We start from the raw sequence: 21,756 nt of genomic DNA, 5'->3' as shown, positions 1-21,756 counted from the left end.
TTCACCGCTCTCGTTGACTTGTCATTTTAGACAACTCAACGAGGGCTTGAATTTTTTTGAGACAACTCAACGAAGGCTTGATTGTATTTCAGTTGCTAGTTCCCCTATACTGGAGACACGAAAGGAGGAGTTCACATGAATGAATTCAACATACGGCAAATCGGCCAACGGATTGCCAGCAAACGTCGAGAACTAAATATGACTCAAAGCAACTTAGCAGATCAATTATTGGTCAGTTATCAAGCTATCAGCAATTGGGAGCGAGGCAATACATTGCCTGACATCGAAAAATTGCCCCAGCTAGCAACAATTTTGCAGTTATCCATTGACGAACTATTAGGAAATAGCGGAGTTGCAGTAATGCATTACCACGAGGGAGTCGCCGATTCTCAGGAAATCACCACGTTGGCGCCGATCATTAAACCTAAAGAATTGGCAGCTGCGACTCAAGCCCAGCCTTTTGAACTTGAGTTAGTGGAGCAATTGGCACCTTTTTTGAGCAGTGAAGAATTATTTGCTTTATTGAAACCTATAACAGAACCGCTGACCGAAGAAGCACTAGAAGAATTTTTACCTTTTTTAGAGACAGATCATTTGGAACAATTGATGAAAGAGGACTATACTTTCGCTTTTCTGGAAGAAGCAGCGCCCTACTTATCTGCCACTTTCTTAGCCCAAAAAGTTGAGCAGGCTGTCTCAAACTCGCTGTCTTTGTACGAGTTGGAAGATATTGCCCCTTTTCTCGAAAAGCAAGATCTAGGACGCATTCTTCAAAAGATCCTGGCAGCGTCAGAGAATCCGGAGCAACGGTTGTCAGAGCTTGAAGACCTGCTACCTTTTCTCGATGAATCTACGTTAGTAACGCTTGTCGGATACTTTCCTGTATCCTCTGAGGTTTTTGAACTGTTTACCCCTTTTTTGGCTACAGAAACTTTGTTGCAAGCGTTGCGAAAAAAACGTTGATTTACTCTTTACTTTTCGTTAACCAAGATTTATAATTTCGTTAACCAACTATTGGATTATGTGTTAACGAAAGAAGGATACTATGAAAATACCATTGCGAGAACAAATCTATGCTGCTTTTTTTGCCATCATTATTGCTGGGCTGTCTCAACTAACCATCCCATTAGGATTGATTCCTCTGACAGGCCAAACCTTTGCTGTCGGCTTGGCGGTAACCTTTCTAGGAATGCGCACAGGGACCATGTCGATCCTTATTTACTTATTGCTGGGGTTGATCGGATTACCAGTTTTTGCCGGCGGAGCAAGTGGCATCGGCGTCTTATTCGGACCTACAGGCGGCTATCTGATTGGTTTTATCTTTAATGGACTCTTGACGGGGAAACTTTTGGAAACAGGCCGCGCCGGATATGTGAGAGGGATGTTAGCGAATATCGCTGGTGCATTAGCAACATTGTTTTTTGGTACCTTATGGTTAAAATGGAGCACCGCTATGTCTTGGACTGCTGCCATCAATGGCGGTTTTGTTCTCTTCCTTCTGCCCGGTGTGATCAAAGCCATTGCTGCGGCTTATTTAGGGATTTTCTTGCGGAAAAGATTGCAGCGGTAAAAAAAGAGAAAGTAGCAAACGTGGACTGCTTCAATCAATAAAAAGGAATTGCCGAAAATTGCTGTTTTATTTTTTTGAAATTTCTGCTTATTTCCGAAGAAGCTACTGTTAGTCGTTTATTCGAAAAAAAGAGGGACTGTGCCATAAGTCATCATCCAACAAGTTAAACCGAATAATAGTCTGTTGCTAGGATAGATTCCTCTGACTTTTGCGACGAGGAGTCCCTGCACCGCAGGAGCAATAATCATTAATGTTCGGATAGTTTTACTTGTAGGAGACTTATGACACAGTCCCGCACGCTTTTATCTCGTAGCGAATCAATAGTTGATCCATGTGATTGCTTGCTGGAGCTCTGCTCTTAAATGGGCTGCTTTGTATTGATTGAACGCTGCTTGATTAGTTCGCAAAAGTCCCCGTAGCTTTGTTGGCTGAAAATTTTCTGTCAACTGATTTTCCAGAACAAATCGTCGGGTCAATTGCCATTCATAGTAATAGCCCAAAGGACGACAGCTATAAATCGTCTGTCCAATCACTTGATCTTCAAACCGACGATGGGTATGACCAAAGACTACTTGACGCACATTGTCCGCCTCATCAATAACTGCCCCAAATTCTGGTGAACCTAGAAACGCGTTCAAATGATTCCAACGAACATACTTCCCCGTTTGTTTGACGATAAAGGTTGCTTTCGGAACAAAATGAGTCGTTACGATGACTTCTTTATCTTGAGGGAGCCCTCGCAATGTTTGACGCAGTCTTTCATTGATCTGATGACTGATTTCCGGATCGGTTCCTGTCCGCTGAATCATACGATCATACCAAAAGAGGTGCTTGAGACGAAGGATCTCTTCTGTGCTTTGCAAGTCAGAATAGCCGTAGTCATACCAGCCATTGACACCTAACAAGAGTGTTTTTTCCGATAAAGCGACTGTTTGAAAGTTCAAGAAAGCTGGATCAGGATAGGTTTCGATCAATGATTCTGATAAATCAGCCATTTCATGATTGCCCCAATGAAAGGTAGTAGGCAGCTGTCTTTGAAAGAAATCAATGACGGTCATCGCTGCTGTCTCTTTGTTTGCAATATCTCCAGCTAGATGCAAGTGCGTCGCTTGATTGGCGTCTAGCAATTCGGCTATCAGCTGCAAGTCTGTTGCACTGAAATGATTGATATCGACATGCAAATCGCTGATAACGGCTAATTTCCCCATATCAGTTTCCTGCCACCTTTTTGTCCATGCGCAACAGTTGAACGTTAGATGCCAGCAGACCGCTGTCACTAGTCAACTGCAAGCGCTGATAGTCAGGATCGACCACCAAGCGTGTCCGCTCTTCTAAATACATTGCTGCGCCTTGTTTTAACCAAACTGTTCCAATTGCTGTATCCAGCTTCGTATCATAGATAGACAATCCTTCTTCTGGATAATCTGCTGGTACGAGGATCAAGCGAAAACTAATATCTAACCGGCAAGAGATCGCCGTAGCCGGAAAAGGTCCCACACCATCTTCAAAATCTAGATAAATTCGATCTCCCTCCTGTTTGACTTCTGAGATTTTTGCTACTGCTGCTGCATCCATATCAATCGTTATTTCCATAGCGATTCTCCTTTACATGATTCGTTTTTGCCACTCGTCTCGGGTAATTCCCCGCATCACTTCGTCCACTACTTGCCCACGAAATCTTCGCGCAGCCGGAATCTGTGCTTCCACTTTCATGCCAATTTTTTCCATCACGCGACCAGATCGATGATTTCGCTGATCGTGCAGTGCATAAATACGAACAAGCGCTAATTTTTCAAAACCCAAAGACAAAAGCATCCGAGCAGCTTCCGGTACGATCCCTTGCCCCCAGAAAGCTTTATTCAAGGTATAGCCTAGTTCTGCCACTTCCTTTAGCGGGTCCACCCGCAAGTCGATCGTTCCGATCATATTGCCACTCATTTTCTCTTCAATAGCAAATTTACCTAATGGCGCCGCTAAAAAATACGTTGCAATGGCGATTTTTGTATCCACAAGTGATTGATGCCTCGGAAAAACAAACTCCGTCGTTTCTTCATCACTTGCGTATTCGAATAAATCATTGGCATCTGCCATCGTCACAGGACGCAACCATAATCGTGGTGTCTCGATTCGTTGATTTTCTGCTAAAATCAATAAGTGGTTCTTTTGGATTTCCATGTTTTCACCAGCTTTCTTTCTGATCTTTTTTAGTCTTTCTTATGACCTCACTGAAATAGCTAAATGTTTCTAATAATCGACGCTCCCTTTTTTGTGCTATAATATAAAGCAAGAAAACGCTTAGGAGGATTTTCAATGTCCGATGAATTGGAGAAACGCCTAGATACAGGAATGTACGGGACACCTCGTGTTAATCCAGATGAACAAAGAAAATACTTGGGAACGTTTCGTGAACGTTGTTATCTAAGTATGACGGTAGCAGAAATGAAGAAAAAGGACAACCAAGAAACGTTACAGTCGGTTCTCCCTAACTATCAAGGGGCACTGATCTTGATCAACGGAAAATTGCCCGAAACGCTTCAGACGACCTTTATTTCATTGATTACGAAACAACAGCTCGATTTTCGAGTGGTGACTGACGCCCAGACTGCTGATCCTGACAGTATCGGTTTACTGATCGTTGCCAATGAGGCAGTGAATGAAGAGGTAATCGATATCGAAGAAAAGTATCCTCAAAAGACAAAATCATCTTCCGAAGAAGATCCCATCAAAGAAAAAAAACCATTCTGGGAACGATTCTTCCGCTAAACAAACCAACGGATCAATTACTAGTGATCCTTCACTAGTACGAACAGCAAAAGAAGTTGTATTAGAAATGGTCAGCTTTAAGATATTTCGGCTTATTTCCGAAGAAGCTACTTCTAACCATTTATTCTAAAAAAAGGAACAGTGACAAAAGCCTTGTCACTGTTCCTTTTTCAACTTCTGACTGTTAAGCGGCTGTTAAAATCGTTCCGGAAAAAGCAGCTTGAGGACAGACATGGTTAAGCGGCGGCTTTGTCCTTGGTACGGGTAAATATGCATATGCATAGCGGGATTGAAGTTCGCTTCAATAATGCCGTATGCTCCCGGATCCTCCGCGGGCTTTTCCTTGTCAGGAATAATCAAATCAATCCCACTGATTCGTGCCTGTAATGCGGTCACGGCATCTGCAGCGATTTTTTTGTAGTCATCATTAAATTGATCGGTGACATCGATCGAATCGCCGCCCGTGCTGATATTGGAATTTTCCCGCAAGTAAACGATTTGTCCTTTTTCTGGGACAGAATCTATGTGATAGCCTTGCTCTTTCAACATCAACTGTTCCAATTCACCTAATTGGATCTTCTCCAACGGTGTCCGATGGTGGGTCCCCCGTAATGGATCGGTATTTTTCTCTGCAACTAATTCCTTGATCGTGCGCCGACCATCTCCTATTACATTTGCCGGTATTCGTAGCAAAATTGCTTCAACTTGACCATCGATCACAAAGAAACGATACTCTGTTCCAGCAAGGAATGCTTCAACTAAAATCGACTGGTCTTCAGCAAAAGCTAAACGGACAGCAGCTTGATAGTCCTCCAACGAAGCGCCATCCTTAAAGATCGAGATTCCCACGCCATAGTTGGTTGTTTTGGGTTTGACGACAAAACCTCTGTCAGCAAATTGCGGGTAAGCAGCAAGCGCCTTTTCTACAGTGGCGAATTCTGCTCCTGCAGGAACCCGAAAACCATTCTCAGCTAAAATCTTTTTTGTGACCGTTTTATTGGCCATGATCAAAGGAACGATATAACGATCCTTACTTGTCATATTAGCGTTTTTGACATATTCAACATGTTCATCGATCGATAATTTCAAGAACTGATCAGATTCATCCAACACTTCCACCTTGATTCCCTTTTGAATCGCATCGAACATCAAAATTTGTGTTGACAGTTCCATGTTGGTGAAGCCTGCTAACTGATAAGGTTTTTCCCAGGCAACTTGATGATAGGATACTCCTAGTTCAGTTGCCACTTGAGCCTGACTTGACCTTTGGCTGGCTTGATATAAACGACCGGCAAAAGTTTTGCCGGGATCTTCCAACATTGGCAGCAGTTGATCCAGTAAAGGCATTGTCGGCAGACTGATTTCCTTTGCAAAAGCGATCAATTCTTCCGCAACTACTTTAGCTTCTTCAAGATAGATCGTTTGATTCAATGGGTGTTCCAATGCCACTTGATTGTTTTTGCGATTTCCTTCTTCGACCCAAGCATCGGCATCAGCGCCCTCCTCTTTCGTTGCTAAGTATAACAAGAAAAGGTGCAGAAATTTCACTTGATCTTGCGAAATACCATACATTTCAAAGGGATTGATATCAATATTGCGTAATTCAATGTAACGAATTCCCGCTGTTGCTAAGTCGGCAACCTTTTGCCCCCCTCGCAGGCGAACTGGTGCATAAAACTCTTTTTCCTCAGATAGTTTGCCAGTTTCTACCAGCTCAGCGATATCCGCCAGATAGGTCTCAAGAGAGGCATAAGACACGTTGACATCGGTATGATTCGTGTAGCCATAGCGGCTGTTACGAATGCTGCGGACAGGTTCTTGCGGTCCAGAACCCGCCATAAAATAATTGGCTTCCGTTTGCGGCGTTGCTCCAAAGAAATAAGTCAAAAACCAGCGGTAATGCAAGTAATTTCGGGTAACTTTCAAGTAAAGTTCTGTTTTAAACCTACGATAATCTGTTTCTGACGACTTGGTAAATAACTTTCTTAAAAAATCATCCCCAAATTCAAAATTGAAGTGGATGCCGCTGACCATTTGCTTACGACGCCCATACGTCCTTGCCAAAAACCGACGATAAAGAACATCTTCAAAACGATCCAGCTTTGCGATCACGATATCCTCTTCTTTTTCCGGCAACGCAGGCGGCATACTTAATGGCCAAAGCATCTCCTCAGGTGCCATCGAACGATAAGCAACATCATGGATCGCAGCCAGATAACGAAATAGTTCCTCTGAGCTTTCCGCGACTGGCGTGATCAATTCCAACTGATTTTCAGCAAAATCGGTTTGTATGTACGGATGAAAACTACGATTGCCTAATGCTTCAGGATGATCTGTCCCAGCAAAACTTCCGTCTAAACGTGCACGCTGCGCCTCACGTTCGATCCCATAACGCCCATCAAATAAGTAGGGACGCAGTTCTTCTTGTATAAAAAGTGATTTTAGTGTCATATCATTGCCCTCTTTGTCTTAGATTCTTCCTTATTATAGTCAATAATCCAGCAGAAAAAAATGAAATTGTGCGATTCTCTTTGCTAGTTTTTTAAAAATTACCAAGTTTTTACAAATTACTTGAATAAATTTGATATTTGACCTCTAAATAAAGTATACTTACTATATAATAGTAAATTATTATGTCAATATTACAACTTTTTTGAAAGGAAGAATAGTGAATGAAACCACTCAATCTTACCAAACGCGAACGTCAGATCATGAATATCTTCTGGAATGCTGAAAAACCTTTGTCTGCAAATGACATTGCGGTTCAACAACAGGACTTAAGTAAAAACACGATCCAAGCCGTTGTCAGAAAATTAAAGAACCATGATTTATTGAAAGTAGCTGACATCGGCTACAGCGGTACTGTCTTGACCCGCTTGTATTCTCCAAATGTTTCTCAAGAAGATTTTCTAGCTGCCGAACTCTCTGAACAATCGTTGCTGAATCTAGTCTCGAATTTCATTGAAAACAGTGAGGATGCCGAGACATTGAATGATTTGGAAAAAATCATCAAAGAGCGGCAAGCACAGCTAAAAAACTGATTTCTGAAACAAGTTGTTCTTGTTCACAGAGAAATGTCCACGCTGAACATTTCTGACAAGACAAGGAATCTTTCTTGGAATGATTTCAATTTCAGGAACAGCAGCTACATCCTTTTAGCTGCTGATGGGGAGGTTTTGTGAACCAGAAGTCACACGTCATCTGTTACGTATTCTGCTGTGGTACTTCATGTACATCGCAGCTGTCAAACAAACGTATGCCTATAAAGTTTATTTCCATAACCGATGAGCTTTATGCAAGTTCCTTAACAAAAAATATCCGAACTACTACTGATTACTCCTACCGTTAACGCCATCGCGAGATGATGAAGAGGAATAATCAAACATAGTTCGGATATTTTTGTCTTATTTCAAGCGATGAACAGCATCAACCTTCGTTGATGAGACCTTTAAATAGCCCAACAACAAACTCATTTGGATCAAACGGCTCAAGGTCGTTGATTCCTTCCCCTAATCCGACCAATTTAACCGGTAAACGCAATTCATTGCGAATCGCTAAAACGATCCCACCTTTGGCAGTTCCATCTAATTTCGTCAAGACCAATCCTGTAACATCCGTGGTTTCTTTGAATTGTTTGGCTTGGTTCATCGCATTCTGACCAGTCGTCGCATCTAACACGAGCAACACTTCATGAGGCGCATTCGGCTCTACTCGTTGAATGATCCGTTTGATTTTCTCTAACTCATTCATCAAATTGACTTTATTTTGCAAACGACCAGCGGTATCAACTAATAGAACATCTGCTTGCTCTGCTTTCGCTCGTTCCATCGCATCAAATACGACGGCTGCCGGATCACCACCAGCTTTCCCTCGAACGACTTCCACACCTGCTCGATCCCCCCAAACGACGAGCTGATCGATTGCTCCAGCTCGAAAGGTATCCGCAGCTGCCAACAACACTTTCTTGCCTTCTGATTTGAATTGATGCGCCAGTTTTCCAATGCTGGTGGTTTTACCGACGCCATTCACACCGACAAATAAAATGACGGTCAATCCAGGTTGCATATTTAGTTCGTTGACTTCGTCGACACCCGCTTCACCGTAAAGATCGACTAGTTTTTCAATAATAACATTTTGAACCTCTGCCGGCTTCTTGACATTTCGCAACTTGACCTCTTGACGCAGTGCATCCGTGATCTTGATCGCTGCATCAAAGCCTACATCGGCTCCAATCAATGTCTCTTCGACTTCTTCAAAAAAATCTTCGTCTACAGAGCGAAAATTCGCGAACAGCTCATTGAGTCGTTGCCCGAAAGTTTTGCGAGATTTCGATAGTCCCTTCGTGTACTTATCTTGTACATCCTCTTTGTGAACCGCTGTTGGCTGAGGTTGTACTTCAGGTTTTTTTACCGTTTCACTAGGTGTCACGACGTCGAATGGTTCAGCTGATTTCAGATCTTGTGCTCCTTCTGATGATGAAGTATCAGCCGCGGACTCCTCTGTTTCTGTTGGCTGCAACGCGGAATCGGTAGTAGTTTCTGGACGAGAATCCAGTGTTGGTTCCGTCGATTCTACTGTTTGTTCTTGTGCGGAATGGTCATCTGCGACGGATGACTCATCGACAGATGACTCTGGAGATTCAACTGGTTCCTCTACTTCGCCTTGCACTTTGTCTTGCTCTTTTGATTCACCAATCAAAGCTTTTTTAATTTTGTCAAAAAATCCCATTTCAAACGCCTCCTTTCAAAACATATTTTTCGATGACAGTTGCTACACCGTCTGCTTCATTCGAATCTGTTACCACATCTGCGGCTTCCTTGATTAAAGGCACGGCATTAGCCATCGCTACACCGAGTCCTGCATAGCGAATCATCGGCAGATCATTTTCTTCATCTCCGATCGCCATGACTTCATCGATAGTGATACCTAAATCCCGAGCCAGCAATTCAATCCCATAGGCTTTCGTAATTCCTTTAGGCATAAATTCCAGCAAATTATTCCGAGTTTTGATTACTTCATATTTCTCTCTGATTGCTGAAGGAATTGCCAAAATCTTCGGATCCAGTACTTCTTGATGATAAGCAATCACAGCTTTATTATAGAGTTTCGACTCATCCAGAGCTTCTATCGCATACGGGCGGCAATCCAGCAATGGATTCAGCGAACCATAGATCGACTGATTCGTTGCTGAAGTCGGCAAGCACAAAACGATTTCTTCGGATACGACATCCAGCGGCAAATCCAGTTCTGCTGCGACAGCAACCAATTCATGAATATCAGCCAATTGCAAAGCGGCTTTTTCCATGATTTCTCCCGTATCGTTTTTTTGCACCAGACCACCATTAAAAGTAATGCTATAGTCCCCTGATTCATTCAATGACAACTCTTCTAAATAAGGACGAATTGCCCGTAAAGGACGACCTGTGCAAAGGACGATTTTTACTCCTTGTGCTTTTGCTTGGGCAAGAACTTCTTTATTTTTTTGCGATACTTGTTTCTTTCCATCCAGCAAGGTACCGTCTAAATCAATTGCGACTAATTTGATCATTTTGCTACTCCTTCTTGATCTGCGACAAAATTTCCGCCTTCTTTGACATCTTCCAAACGCACAGAAACGGTCTTAGATACACCGGATTCCTGCATCGTCACGCCATACAACACATCTGCCGCTTCCATGGTCCCTTTGCGATGTGTGACAACGATGAACTGTGTATCATTTTGGAAGTCGCTTAAATAATGGCCAAAGCGTGATACATTGGCTTCGTCTAAAGCAGCTTCAACTTCATCCAGCACACAAAACGGGACGGGACGGACTTGAATGATCGAAAACAGCAGTGCGATGGCTGTCAGCGCTCGTTCGCCTCCAGAAAGTAGACTCAAGTTTTGCAGCTTTTTACCTGGTGGTTGGGCTTCGATCTCAATACCAGTATTTAGTAAGTCCTTTGGATCTGTCAAAATCAATTCCGCATGTCCCCCGCCGAACATATTGGGGAAAACTTGCTTGAACTGCAGACGAATCGCATCAAAAATCTCACCGAAACGTGTTTTGACTTCTTCATCCATCTCGGACATTGTATCGAATAATTGTGCTTTTGCAGAAAGCAGATCATCTCTTTGACTGGTCAAGAAGCTGTGACGCTGTTCCACTTGATCATATTGCTCGATAGCATTCAAATTGACTGGTCCAATCGCATCGATTTTTCCTTTTAGATCTTGGATTTCTCGTTTTGCAGCTTCCGGGTCATCGATTGCTGGATAGTCATTGGCCGCTTTTTCAAAGCTCAATGCATATTCTTCCTGCAAGTAAGCCAACCGATTATCCATCACCAAATCCGCGCGGTTTTTCTCAATTTCTACATTGGTCTTTTCGGATAGTTTTTCTTTTTGTTGCAAGTTTGCCAAACTGAGAGCTTCATCCAACTGTCCAATTTCCTGTTGGACGATTTGTCTTTGTTGCCGAATGTCCGCCAATTCTTGTGTCAGTGTTATTTTTCGTTGAGTAAAATCACTGATTTGCTGATCCAGGCTTTCTTCCGAAATTTCATGGTCACTCACATTCGAATTGATTGCTGCTAACTGCCGTTCTAGCGACTGTTGGCGTGCTTCATTCTCCGCTAACGCTTCCGCATTCGCAGCAATTTTTTGTCTTAAATGTTCCACTTGTTCTTTTTGAACAGCAAAATCAGCTTGTAATTGGGCGGCTGTCGCTGCTAACTGGCTTCTTTTTGCTTCGATTAAATCTTCTTCTGCATTCATGCTTTGAATGTCGTGATCGATTTTTTTCAGCTGCTGCGCAATGGTTTGCTGTTCCGATTCCAACCGAGTCTTCTTCTCGTTATACTCTTCAAAAAAGGCCTGAATCTCGCGATTTTCAAAGTCAAAGACTTGCTGCTCTTTTCTCAACCGTTCCAACTCGTTGGTGAGGTTTTGCAGTTGATTTTTTAGTTCGTGTTCCGTCATTCGAGCCGTTTCACCGGTGGTTCGCAGCTCTTCCAAGGCTGCTTGAGCATCTTTTGTCACCGTTTCGAAGTGCTGCACTTGTTTCTCTGTTTTTTGCAGGCGTTCATCCAATTGAACGGCTTGAGCCGTTAATTGCTGCAACTCATTGCTTTGACTAAATAGGCTGCCGGCATTTTTCTTCGTCGCTCCACCGGTCATCGAACCCCCGGCATTCATCACGTCGCCTTCCAGTGAAACGACACGATAGCTATAGTTCAGCGCTTTAGCTAATGCATTAGCACTTGTCAGATCTTCTGCGATGACGATACTTCCCAATAGATTTTCGGCAATGTTTTTTACATCTTCATTGAAACGCACCAGCTCACTAGCAACGCCGATAAATCCTGGTACTTGTTGTGCTTGAGAAACAGCATAACTAGGTAATTGGCGAGACTTGATTGTCGTCAACGGCAAGAATGTGGCCCGACCACCACGATTTTGTTTCAAATAGGTAATCGCTGCTCTGGCATCACGTTCGGTTTCTACTACTACGTGCTGGGCAGAAGCGCCCAGTGCTGTTTCGATAGCAACTGTATATTCTTCTGGTACTTCGATCAATTCTGCAACAGCACCCACGACACCGGTTAGCTGCTGCTTATTTTTTAGAACTAGTCTGACGCCTTGATAAAAGCCAGCATAGTTTTCTTGGATATCCTGTAAACTCCGTTGTTTTGCCCGCACTTGTTGGACTTGGTTCATTAACTGATACATTTTTTTCTGTGCATCATCAAATTTTTCTTTGTTCTCTTTGGCTTTCTCTTGTAAATGGATATATTGCTTCCGCTGTTCGTCCAACTGTTGCTGCACGGCTTGCAAGCGTTCATTAACGATTTCTGCGGCTGTCGCTTTTTCTTTGATCGCTGTCGACAGTTCTGTCTGCTTCGTAACGGCTGTTTGATTTTTTGCCGATTCTTGCTGGTATTGGCGCTCAAGATATTTGAGCTCATTGCCGACCGTTGCTTGCTCCTGCATTGCTTCAACATATTGACTGCGTAATTCTTCGATGATCTCTTTGGCCGATTTCTGATACTTTTCTTGTTCCGCTCGACAATCAGCAATCGCTACTTCTGCCTCTTGGACACTGCGATTCTTTTGCGACAGTTCATGAATCAATTCAGCTTTTTCGTCATTCAACTGTTGGAGGCGTTCACTGACGGCATCCAAGGTCTCTTGATATTCTGCTGTGCTTTTTTGCGTATGCTTGGAGCGCTCCAACAGTACTTCTTTTTGGCCTTCGGCTTGCTTCAGCCCTTCCGTTACTTGCAACAGCTGCTGATTGAGCTGCTCCAATGATTCATCGAAGGCTGCTCGACGCTGCCGCAATTGCTGCACACTGCGTTCATCGGTATTGATTTGCTGCGTGATTTCAGCCAACTGATGATTTAATAGTTCCAGCTGTTCTGTAGCTGTTTCCCACGCCCGTTTGGCTGTCTGGATCTCCATGACAGAAAAAGCCACGTCTACTTCCGTTAATTTTTCCTTCAATGACAAAAATTGTTTGGCCGCTTCACTTTGAGCAGCTAACGGAATCAATTGATCCTCTAACTCATAAATAATATCTTGTAGACGGTTAAGGTTGTCTTCTGTTTCAAACAATTTCTGTTCTGCTTTTTTCTTACGCTGTTTGTATTTCAAAACACCGGCAGCTTCTTCAAAAATACCGCGACGATCTTCTGGTTTGCTGCTGAAAATCGCTTCGACTTTCCCTTGAGAAATAATCGAAAATGATTCTTTTCCTAGCCCGGAATCCATAAAGAGTTCCTGGACATCTCGCAGGCGGCAACTTTGTTTGTTCAAATAAAAGTCGCTTTCACCGGTTCTCCTTAACCGGCGAGTCACACTGATCTCACTGTAATCCATTGGTAAATAGTGATCGGTATTATCTAAAATAATCGTTACTTCCGCTACATTTAATGGCTTGCGAGTGTCAGATCCTGCAAAAATGATATCAGGCATCTTGCCACCACGCAGGCTTTTGGCAGACTGTTCTCCTAAAACCCAACGAATCGCTTCAGTAATATTGCTCTTGCCGCTGCCATTTGGTCCTACGACCGCAGTCACACTATTTTCAAAATCAATGATCGTGCGGTCTGCAAAGGATTTGAAACCGGCAATCTCTATTCGTTTTAAATACACTCCGCCATTCCTTTCTTATTGATCAAGACTTGCTAAGGCATTTTCTGCCGCTGCTTGCTCTGATAATTTCTTTGATTTTCCTTGCCCCTCGCCAATCAGCACATCGTCACAATAGACTTCTGTCCAAAAGATTCGTTCGTGGGCAGGACCTTCTTCTTTCGTTAAACGATAGTTGATGGACACATCGCCAGATCGCTGCAAGACTTCCTGCAATCGGGTCTTGTGATCCATCTCATGGGAAAAAGCACCTGCTTTTACTTTTGGAAAAACAACAGCCGTCAAGAAACCGTCGACGCTCTCCAAACCTTGATCCAAGTACAACGCACCTAAAAAAGCTTCAAAAAGATCGCATAACAATGAGGGACGCTTACGTCCGCCAGAGTTTTCCTCTCCTTTGCCTAACCGAATATATTGATCAAAACGGCAATCTTTGGCAAACATTGATAAGCTATCTTCGCGAACGATTGCTGCCCGCAGCTTTGTCAACTTCCCTTCAGGAAGGTCCGGCAGTTCACGGTACAAATACCGTGAGACGATCAATTCTAAAACAGCATCTCCTAGAAATTCTAGGCGCTCATTATCGGATAGGTGCAAATTGCGATGCTCATTCACATAAGATGAATGCGTAAACGCTTGTTCGAGTAAATCTACATCATGGAAGACAATGCCGTAATCCTCTTTTAATTCGTTCATTAGCTGTGTATTCATTTGCCACATTCCTTCATTAGTTTATCGACACTTCCCTATTATACTGGTTTTTGGCTAATTATGAAATGTTTCGTCCAAAAACTTGAAGCCTCCATAAAAAAATTTTAACCGTTTATTCTCCTGCTCTTTGTTTCCATGACTGATTCATTGTTTTTTATTGATTTTGCCGCGAACAAAATAAAAAAAGACGTTCCCGAAAGAACGTCTTTTCCTAAATTAGCGAGATTCTGCTGTTACAGAAACTGTTGCCCATGGATTGTGATCTGCATCATATGCCCATGTGAAATCTTTGACGCGATTAGATACTGGTAATACTTGGTTACGGTAAAGCGAAGGAATAACAAATGCTTCATCCGCAGCGTATTCTTGCCATGCATCAAATGCTTCTTTACGTTTTGCTTCATCAAATGATTCTTTAGAGTCGATTGCTTCTAATAGCTTCGTATTTTCATCAGATTCAAAACGAGTGTAGTTAAATGCTGAGTTTGGTCCATAAAGTCCGGTTGGTGAAGGATCTGAACCTGTTCCCCATGCACCTTGATACACATCGATTTCAGGATCATCATTTTTCAATTTATCATAGAATGCTTGGAAATCAATCAAACGACCAGTTGTGTATTTCACATCTAAGCCGATTTCATTCCATTGTTGGATGTAGTAATCAGCCAATGGTTGAGCTGTTTCGCCACCTGACATTGAAGCAAAATTGATGGTTAATTTTTCACCGTTTTTGTCTTCACGCATGCCGTCGCCGTCAACATCTTTGTAACCAGCATCGTCTAACAATTTGTTTGCTTTGTCGATATCTTGTGTGTAACCTTTAACTTCTGTATCGTGCAATGTTCCAAATACCGGTGGGATCAATGTTGTCGCATTTGAACGTAGGCCATTATAGAAACGGCTACCGACAGCATCATTATCTAGTGCGTAACCCATTGCTTGACGCAATGATTTGTCCGCCATTTTTGATTCAGGATTGTAGTTAACTTTTCCTTCTTTATCATCCCAAGTACCTAACTTAAATCCAATATACGTATAAGCTTGCTCAGGACGGCCCAAGATTTGGTAGCCATCTGCATCTTTGTAAGTTGGGTAAGTATCTGTTGGCATTGACAATGCTAAATCATATTGCTTCGCTTTTAAACCTTCTACGATTGAAGCTGCTGGAACTGCTTTAAATGACAATTTATCCATTTTAGGTTTGCCACCGTAGTAATACTCATTTGGTACGTATTCTACAGATTCACCGGCTACGATGTTTGACATTACGTAAGGTCCGAAAACGATTGGTGTTTTACGAACAGGATCACTTGATTCCATATCTTTGACTGCAATACCTTCAAACGCATGTTTTGGTAAAGCAGAAGACCAGATACCGCCGCCTGCTTGCATCATACCAGGGTGAACTTCTTTGTATTGAATTTTAACGACTTTGTCGCTTTCTTTTGTGATTCCTGAGATTGTGTCAGATTTGCCATCGTGATAATCTTCCATCCCAACAATATTTGTAAAGTTGTTGTCATAACGGATTCCTGTGTAATCTTTGTTACCGATCACTTCATAGGAGAAAATCACGTCATCTGCTGTTACATCTTCGCCGTCTGACCATTTCAAATTGTCGCGTAATGTAATCGTTGCTGTGTTATTATCTTCATCTAATTTAAGATTTGCAGCCCCACCATCAACAATTCGAAAATCAGCATCTGTTAAGAATAAACTTTCATTACTTGGTTGCATGAACTGAGAATCATAATTGTCTTGATAAAATTCAGTTTGGAACAAACCTTGGAATTGTGTATCCATAACTACTGCGACGTCCAATGTACCGCCTTTGATTGCTTCTGCGTCATTTTTGACTTCAACCGGCATAGAGCTAATATCTTCTGTTTCAGTTGCTGAGTTGCTGCCGCCTGATGAATCTGTTCCGCCACTATTGCCGCCACAAGCTGCCAATGCTAAGACTGACAAAAGTGTGACCATACCAAAAATATTTTTCTTCATCCTGTATCCTCCTTGTTTTAACCTAGTCGTTGACGTGCATCGGCTGAACGCTTAAATGCCTGACCAACGTAGTTTATACTCAACATCAATACTAAAATCAATATTGACGCGGGTAACCATATCCATTGTCTGTTGACCAGCACATCACCGCTGCTGGCGTACCCAATCAATGTTCCCAAACTTGGAACATTCGTTGGCAGACCAAAGCCCAAGAACGTTAGAGTTGTTTCGATACCGATATTTGCTGCAAAGTTCATCGTCAAGTTGGTGATGATCAATGAGCTTAAGTTCGGCATGATTTCGCGAAACATGATCACAAAATCATTGGTCCCTAATGTTTTTGACGCACTCACATAATCTCGGCACCCTTCAGAAAGGGTCTTACTGCGGAAGAGTCTCGCTTTTCCGACCCAATAAAAGGCACTCATGACCCAGATAAACGTCCAAACATTGTAGCGAGGTATGATCGAAACAATAACGATAATGATCAACATGATCGGTAAGATCATGACAAAATCGACGATACGCATCAAGATATTATCAATCAACCCGCCATAGTAACCTGAAATGATCCCCAAGCCAACTCCGACGATCGATGTAATGATCGTGATGGAAAACCCAATCAAAATCGAATTACGCGCTCCAATGATCAATTGTCCCCAAACATCACGGCCACCTTCATCCGCCCCTAATAGGTAGGTGCCGCCATTTGGTGAGACTGCTCCTGGTGCAGCATATTTATCTAGAATACTTACATGCATGACTTGGCTTTGATCAATGACTGCCGAGCCGATGAATACGAAAAGCAGTACTGCTACCAACAAGACCAACGAAAAAATAGCGATCTTGTCTTTTAAAAATTCACGAAAAATCATTTGTAATCCCATAGGTGGGATACTTTCTTGTTTTAACACTTTTTCTTTCTTTTCAGACACGTTTATCCCCTCCTACTGGATTCTGATTCTTGGATCAACAATACTCATAATGATGTCTGATAGCAATGTACCGATCAATGTCGCCAGACCTAATATCAAAGTCAACGAAGTGATCACGGCATAATCCCGCTGTACAATACTATCGATAAATAATTTTCCGACACCTGGGTAAGCAAAGATTTTTTCAATGACCACTGAACCAGCGATCAATGAAGTGATCTCATACCCCATTTGAGATGCGATCGGCAAGGATGCATTTCGGAACACGTGACGTGAGAAGACTTTACTAGTTGGCACCCCTTTCGAACGAGCAGTTCGCACGAAATCCAATGATTTGGAATCAATCACTTCACTCCGCAGATACTGGATCGTCACAGCGGTACCTAATAGCGCAGAAGTGATAGCCGGTAAGATCAGATGATACAGACGGCTCCAAAACTCAGCCATTCCCGTTACGCCTGGTGCTACAGACCCCCCAGTTGGGAACCAACCTAAACGATAACCAAAGATAAACAGTGCAATCAATGCAAAGATAAACAATGGTACCGCAAAACTAAAGAAGTTATACACGACAACGACTTTATCTAAAATCGAATTTTGGTAACGTCCAGCCAACATTCCTAAAGGAATCGCGATCACATACGTTAAGATAACTGTTAACAAAGATAGCCACAATGTGTTGCTGATCCGTCCTGAAAGTAATGTTGCTACTGGTAGTTTATAGATAAAACTTTGACCAAAATCTCCTTTAAGTGCATTTCCGATCCAACGGAAATATTGTGTATACCAAGGATCATTCAATCCGGCTGCTTCCCGCATCCGTTCAATAACTGCTGGATCTTGGTTCGGATTAATCAATCCTGTAAATGGATCCCCGGGCATTGCTTGTGCAATCAAGAAAATTAAGACACTCAAAATAATGACTTGCGGGATCATTAATATCAAACGACGTAGAATTGTTTTCCACATTATTCAGCACCCCCATTTTTCAAAGCGACTTGATGTGTTCCTGTGATGGTTCTAAGGTCATAAACACGACCTGTTTCATCATAGTAATCTTTTTGGTGAGTGACATATTCCAACTCTACCCGACGGCGGTTTTCTTTATGCGCCTCACGATTTTTCACATCAATTTGAGGAATAGCTGACAATAACCGCTTCGTATAAATATGACGCGGATCTTGATAAATATCTTGGCGTGTACCGATTTCAACAAAACGACCTTTATACATGATGGCGATATTGTCGCACATGTGTTTCACAACACCCAAGTCATGAGAGATGAATAAGAAACTTAAGCCAAACTCTTGTTGGATTCGTTTCATAAAGTTGAGCACCTGTGCCTGTACAGACAGGTCCAATGCAGAAACAGGTTCATCAGCAACGATCAATTTAGGGTTCGATGCCACTGCGCGGGCAACCCCCAAACGTTGTCTCTGTCCACCAGAGAATTCATGAGGGTATTTGTATAAAGCATCTTCTGGCATCCCAACGATATCCAAAAGCCGTTTCACCCGTTGTTTTTCTTCTTGGTCACTCAAACGTTCAAAATTCCGTAGCGGTTCAGCAATAATATCCACTACCCGCTTTTTAGGATTCAGACTTGACATAGAATCTTGAAAAATCATTTGAACATCCTTGTTGTAATTCATTTTTTTGCGGACAGAGCGCTTTGTGACATCTTGTCCTTCGTAAATGACTTCACCGCTGGTAATCTTTTCCAAGCCAACGATTGCTTTCCCTGTTGTTGATTTTCCAGAGCCTGATTCTCCTACCAGACCGTAAGTTTTTCCCTTTTCGATGATGAAATCCACACCGTCAACAGCATAGACATAGTCCGTTACGCGGTTGAAAAAACCGCTGCGAATCGGATAGTGGACTTTCAGATCTTTGATTGTGATTAATTCTGACATCTACACTTCTCCTTCTTCGTCTCTAAAATGAAAATGCTTATAGCAAGTACAGCGAACTAAATGATCTGGTGCAACTTCATGCAGGACAGGATTTTCTTCGTGGTCACTAGCTGGGATCCAAGGGATACGAGCAGCAAAACGGCAACCAGTTCTTGGCATGTTTTTCAATGAAGGAACGACGCCTTCAATCACGTGCAGTTCACTGTCTTGAGAATCTTCTTGTGGAATTGAGTTCAGCAAAGAGCGTGTATAAGGGTGTTTTGGATTTGCAAACAACTCTTCCGCTGTGGCAACTTCAACAAACTGACCGCCATACATAACGGCTACACGATCAGCCATTTCTGCCACTACACCTAAGTCATGGGTGATCAAAATGATTCCCGTTTGTGTTTCAGCCTGCAAATCTTTCAACAAATCTAGGATCTGTGCTTGGATGGTTACATCCAATGCAGTGGTTGGCTCATCAGCAATAACAATTGGCGGTTTGCATGCGATGGCAATGGCAATGATCACCCGTTGCCGCATCCCACCGGATAATTCGTGGGGATACTGGCGACCCACCCGTGCTGGATTTGGAATTCCTACTTGATCTAGTAATTCAAGGGCCCGGGCTTGTCTCTGTTCCGCATTCATATTTGTATGATAAGATAAACCTTCTTTGATTTGGTCTTCAATACGCATGAGTGGGTTCAAAGCGGACAATGGATCTTGGAAAATCATCCCAATGTCGTTCCCGCGAATTTTGTTGTAAAGTGTTTCATTTAAGTTTGACAAATTCAAGTCTTTGTATAAGATTTCACCGGTGATTTTGGTATTGTTTGGATCATGCAATCCCATAATCGTTGTAGCTAAGGTACTTTTTCCACATCCGGATTCGCCTACGATCGCTAAAATCTCATTGCGTTCCAACGTAAAAGAAACACCGTCTACAGCGTCATAGTAATCATCTTTAATACGAAAACCTGTATGTAGGTTTTGAACATCTAGTAATTGATTATCAGTTGACAATCGAATACCCCTCTCTTTTTTATAAGATGAAGTGCCCTCTAATGTAAAAAAGTAGGAATTATAAGTCAAATTCCAAATGCTTTCTTAACATCGTGTAATATTTTCTTAATAATTATATAGAATCACTCACTAGATTGCAAGTCTATAAATTTTTAAGATACTGAATTTTCAGAATACTTACATTTCATTTACATTTTTTCAGGATGGTGCAAAGAAAAGGCACTTTTTTTCGAGAAACGAATGGTTATTAAACAAATTCTGATAAAGAAAGAGCTGGGTCATCTATGACTCAGCTCCTGTATCTGTCTTAAGCAAGATGGCTTGAAATATAATCAACTGCTCCGCCGACTGTTTCAATCTGTTCGGCATCTTCATCAGAAATCTCCGTACCAAATTCATCTTCTAATTCTAAGACGAATTCCATCACACTGATTGAATCAGCATTTAAGTCGTCTTTAATACTCATTGTATCCGTTACTTTATCTGCATCGATCTCAAAATGGTTTGCGATCACTACTGCAACTTTCTTGAATACTTCTTCTCGCGTCAATTGCCTTCACCTCCACGCGTTCGCACAAAACATAGAATGGCTAACAAACATTGTACTGCTTACATGCAAATTTGTCTAGTCCTTTTTTGCATTTTCATTACAATGATTGCAGTCTCATTGCGTTGGCTCTTCATGCTTAGATGTTTCTTCAAAATGAGCCACCAATTGAGGAACCACATCTGCCTGCAACATGGTATAGATTTGTTTGATGGTTGCTGCCACGGCATCTGGTCCAGTCGCTCCATGTGTTTTGATCACTGGTGCTTTCAGACCAAACAAGACAGCCCCTCCGTGTTTGGCATAATCCATCTCATTTTTTAAATTGCGCAAGGCATCTTTCAATAATAAAGCCCCTAATTTCCCTTTGGTTCCGGAATTCATGATGGATTGTTTCAATAACGACATCATATTCAATGCGGTTCCTTCAATGGATTTCAAGACGGCGTTCCCAGTGAATCCATCTGTGACCACAACATCCGCTGCACCGTTCAAAAGTTCCCTAGCTTCAACATTTCCGATAAAGTGAATCGATGATTCTTTGGTCAACAATTCAAACGCTTTTTTGGTTAACTCGCTGCCTTTGGTCTCTTCCGTCCCATTGTTTAGCAACCCTACTCGCGGTTGTTGAATGCCTCGGACTTTTTGAGCGTAAAAAGAACCTAACACAGCATATTGAACGAGATGTTCTGCTTTATTGTCAGCATTCGCTCCTAGATCCAGCATATCAAAGCCAGTTTCTTTCCCAAGTACAGGCATCGTCGACATTAAGCCAGGACGTTCGATTCCTTTGATACGACCTACGATAAACAAACCTGCAGCTAACAAAGCACCGGTATTTCCAGCAGAGAAAATGGCATCCGCTTGACCTTCTTTGACCGCTTGGGCTGCTAAGACCATCGATGCGTTCTTTTTGCGGCGGATCGCTTTAACAGGTTCATCATCACTGTTGATTTTTTCATCGGTATGAATGATTGTAAGCTGACTTTCGTCTGTCACATATTTTCTGATTTCATCTTCTTTTCCGTATAATAGAAATTCGATTTCTGGATATTCTTTTTTTGCTAACATGACGCCTTCAACGATCGCTTTTGGTGCGTTATCGCCACCCATGGCATCTACGGCAATTTTCATGACATACGCCACTCCCTTCATTTTTCCAAGTTAGTATACCAT

19 protein-coding genes are annotated in these 21,756 nt (G+C 42.3%); 4 read left to right on the top strand and 15 right to left on the bottom strand.

Annotated elements, in window-relative coordinates; genetic code table 11:
• The first annotated feature begins 135 nt into the window (after window positions 1-135).
• Window positions 136-963 (top strand): helix-turn-helix domain-containing protein, encoded by an 828-nt coding sequence (locus HED61_RS04625; protein ID WP_003128072.1) that lies wholly within the window; start codon window positions 136-138, stop codon window positions 961-963.
• Between the two features lie 82 nt (window positions 964-1,045).
• The gene (locus tag HED61_RS04620) at window positions 1,046-1,570 is read left to right on the top strand and encodes a biotin transporter BioY (protein ID WP_021150612.1); all 525 of its coding nucleotides are present in this window, start codon (window positions 1,046-1,048) and stop codon (window positions 1,568-1,570) included.
• Between the two features lie 317 nt (window positions 1,571-1,887).
• Here the strand turns inward: HED61_RS04620 and HED61_RS04615 are convergent, their stop codons facing one another.
• From HED61_RS04615 to HED61_RS04605, 3 genes are read right to left on the bottom strand one after another with little or no spacing between them, the layout of a single operon-like run.
• Window positions 1,888-2,778 (bottom strand): metallophosphoesterase, encoded by an 891-nt coding sequence (locus HED61_RS04615; protein WP_003128069.1) that lies wholly within the window; start codon window positions 2,776-2,778, stop codon window positions 1,888-1,890.
• A 1-nt stretch (window position 2,779) separates the two neighbouring features.
• Window positions 2,780-3,163, bottom strand: a complete 384-nt coding sequence (locus tag HED61_RS04610) for an iron-sulfur cluster biosynthesis family protein (protein ID WP_003128068.1) — start codon at window positions 3,161-3,163, stop codon at window positions 2,780-2,782.
• A gap of 12 nt (window positions 3,164-3,175) precedes the next feature.
• A complete protein-coding gene (locus HED61_RS04605; RefSeq protein ID WP_021150613.1) occupies window positions 3,176-3,745 on the bottom strand; it encodes a GNAT family N-acetyltransferase in 570 nt (189 codons plus the stop codon).
• A 135-nt stretch (window positions 3,746-3,880) separates the two neighbouring features.
• Between HED61_RS04605 and HED61_RS04600 the strand changes: the two genes are divergently transcribed.
• On the top strand, window positions 3,881-4,333 hold the full coding sequence (locus tag HED61_RS04600) for a YueI family protein (protein WP_041119905.1): 453 nt from the start codon (window positions 3,881-3,883) through the stop codon (window positions 4,331-4,333).
• Between the two features lie 195 nt (window positions 4,334-4,528).
• On the opposite strand, the gene gshAB is transcribed toward HED61_RS04600, so the two are convergent.
• Window positions 4,529-6,784 (bottom strand): bifunctional glutamate--cysteine ligase GshA/glutathione synthetase GshB, encoded by a 2,256-nt coding sequence (gene gshAB, locus HED61_RS04595; RefSeq protein ID WP_003128065.1) that lies wholly within the window; start codon window positions 6,782-6,784, stop codon window positions 4,529-4,531.
• A gap of 221 nt (window positions 6,785-7,005) precedes the next feature.
• Between gshAB and HED61_RS04590 the strand changes: the two genes are divergently transcribed.
• Window positions 7,006-7,374 (top strand): BlaI/MecI/CopY family transcriptional regulator, encoded by a 369-nt coding sequence (locus HED61_RS04590; protein ID WP_003128064.1) that lies wholly within the window; start codon window positions 7,006-7,008, stop codon window positions 7,372-7,374.
• Between the two features lie 385 nt (window positions 7,375-7,759).
• Here HED61_RS04590 and ftsY read toward each other — a convergent pair whose 3' ends face one another.
• The 11 genes from ftsY to plsX all read right to left on the bottom strand — a co-directional run bounded on the left by ftsY (window position 7,760) and on the right by plsX (window position 21,714).
• Window positions 7,760-9,061 carry a signal recognition particle-docking protein FtsY gene (gene ftsY / locus HED61_RS04585; RefSeq protein WP_060813268.1) on the bottom strand — a complete coding sequence of 434 codons (1,302 nt, stop codon included), beginning with the start codon at window positions 9,059-9,061 and terminating at the stop codon, window positions 7,760-7,762.
• A 1-nt stretch (window position 9,062) separates the two neighbouring features.
• On the bottom strand, window positions 9,063-9,881 hold the full coding sequence (locus HED61_RS04580; RefSeq protein ID WP_003128060.1) for a Cof-type HAD-IIB family hydrolase: 819 nt from the start codon (window positions 9,879-9,881) through the stop codon (window positions 9,063-9,065).
• Window positions 9,878-13,468, bottom strand: a complete 3,591-nt coding sequence (gene smc, locus HED61_RS04575; protein WP_005470043.1) for a chromosome segregation protein SMC — start codon at window positions 13,466-13,468, stop codon at window positions 9,878-9,880. The genes HED61_RS04580 and smc overlap by 4 nt, the downstream gene beginning before the upstream one ends.
• Before the next feature lie 15 nt (window positions 13,469-13,483).
• Window positions 13,484-14,176 carry a ribonuclease III gene (gene rnc / locus HED61_RS04570; protein ID WP_003128057.1) on the bottom strand — a complete coding sequence of 231 codons (693 nt, stop codon included), beginning with the start codon at window positions 14,174-14,176 and terminating at the stop codon, window positions 13,484-13,486.
• Window positions 14,177-14,392: 216 nt separating this feature from the next.
• On the bottom strand, window positions 14,393-16,177 hold the full coding sequence (locus HED61_RS04565) for an oligopeptide ABC transporter substrate-binding protein (RefSeq protein WP_003128056.1): 1,785 nt from the start codon (window positions 16,175-16,177) through the stop codon (window positions 14,393-14,395).
• 17 nt (window positions 16,178-16,194) lie between these two features.
• Window positions 16,195-17,064 carry an ABC transporter permease gene (locus tag HED61_RS04560; protein ID WP_258015184.1) on the bottom strand — a complete coding sequence of 290 codons (870 nt, stop codon included), beginning with the start codon at window positions 17,062-17,064 and terminating at the stop codon, window positions 16,195-16,197.
• Between the two features lie 60 nt (window positions 17,065-17,124).
• Entirely contained in the window at window positions 17,125-18,081 is a 957-nt protein-coding gene (gene opp4B, locus HED61_RS04555; RefSeq protein ID WP_005470040.1) for an oligopeptide ABC transporter permease, read from the bottom strand.
• Window positions 18,081-19,025, bottom strand: coding sequence for an ABC transporter ATP-binding protein (locus HED61_RS04550; protein WP_021150619.1), 945 nt, complete (start codon window positions 19,023-19,025; stop codon window positions 18,081-18,083). Before HED61_RS04550 ends, opp4B begins: the two co-directional genes overlap by 1 nt.
• Window positions 19,026-20,033, bottom strand: coding sequence for an ABC transporter ATP-binding protein (locus HED61_RS04545; RefSeq protein ID WP_003128052.1), 1,008 nt, complete (start codon window positions 20,031-20,033; stop codon window positions 19,026-19,028).
• Window positions 20,034-20,340: 307 nt separating this feature from the next.
• The gene (gene acpP, locus HED61_RS04540; RefSeq protein WP_003128051.1) at window positions 20,341-20,583 is read right to left on the bottom strand and encodes an acyl carrier protein; all 243 of its coding nucleotides are present in this window, start codon (window positions 20,581-20,583) and stop codon (window positions 20,341-20,343) included.
• A 114-nt stretch (window positions 20,584-20,697) separates the two neighbouring features.
• Complete coding sequence (gene plsX, locus HED61_RS04535) at window positions 20,698-21,714, bottom strand: phosphate acyltransferase PlsX (protein WP_219645212.1); 1,017 nt, start codon at window positions 21,712-21,714, stop codon at window positions 20,698-20,700.
• Window positions 21,715-21,756 lie beyond the last annotated feature (42 nt).

The sequence above is a fragment of the Enterococcus gallinarum genome, assembly GCF_021496385.1.
Taxonomy (GTDB): Bacteria; Bacillota; Bacilli; order Lactobacillales; family Enterococcaceae; genus Enterococcus_D; species Enterococcus_D gallinarum.
This window is presented reverse-complemented; position numbering and strand designations above follow the sequence as displayed.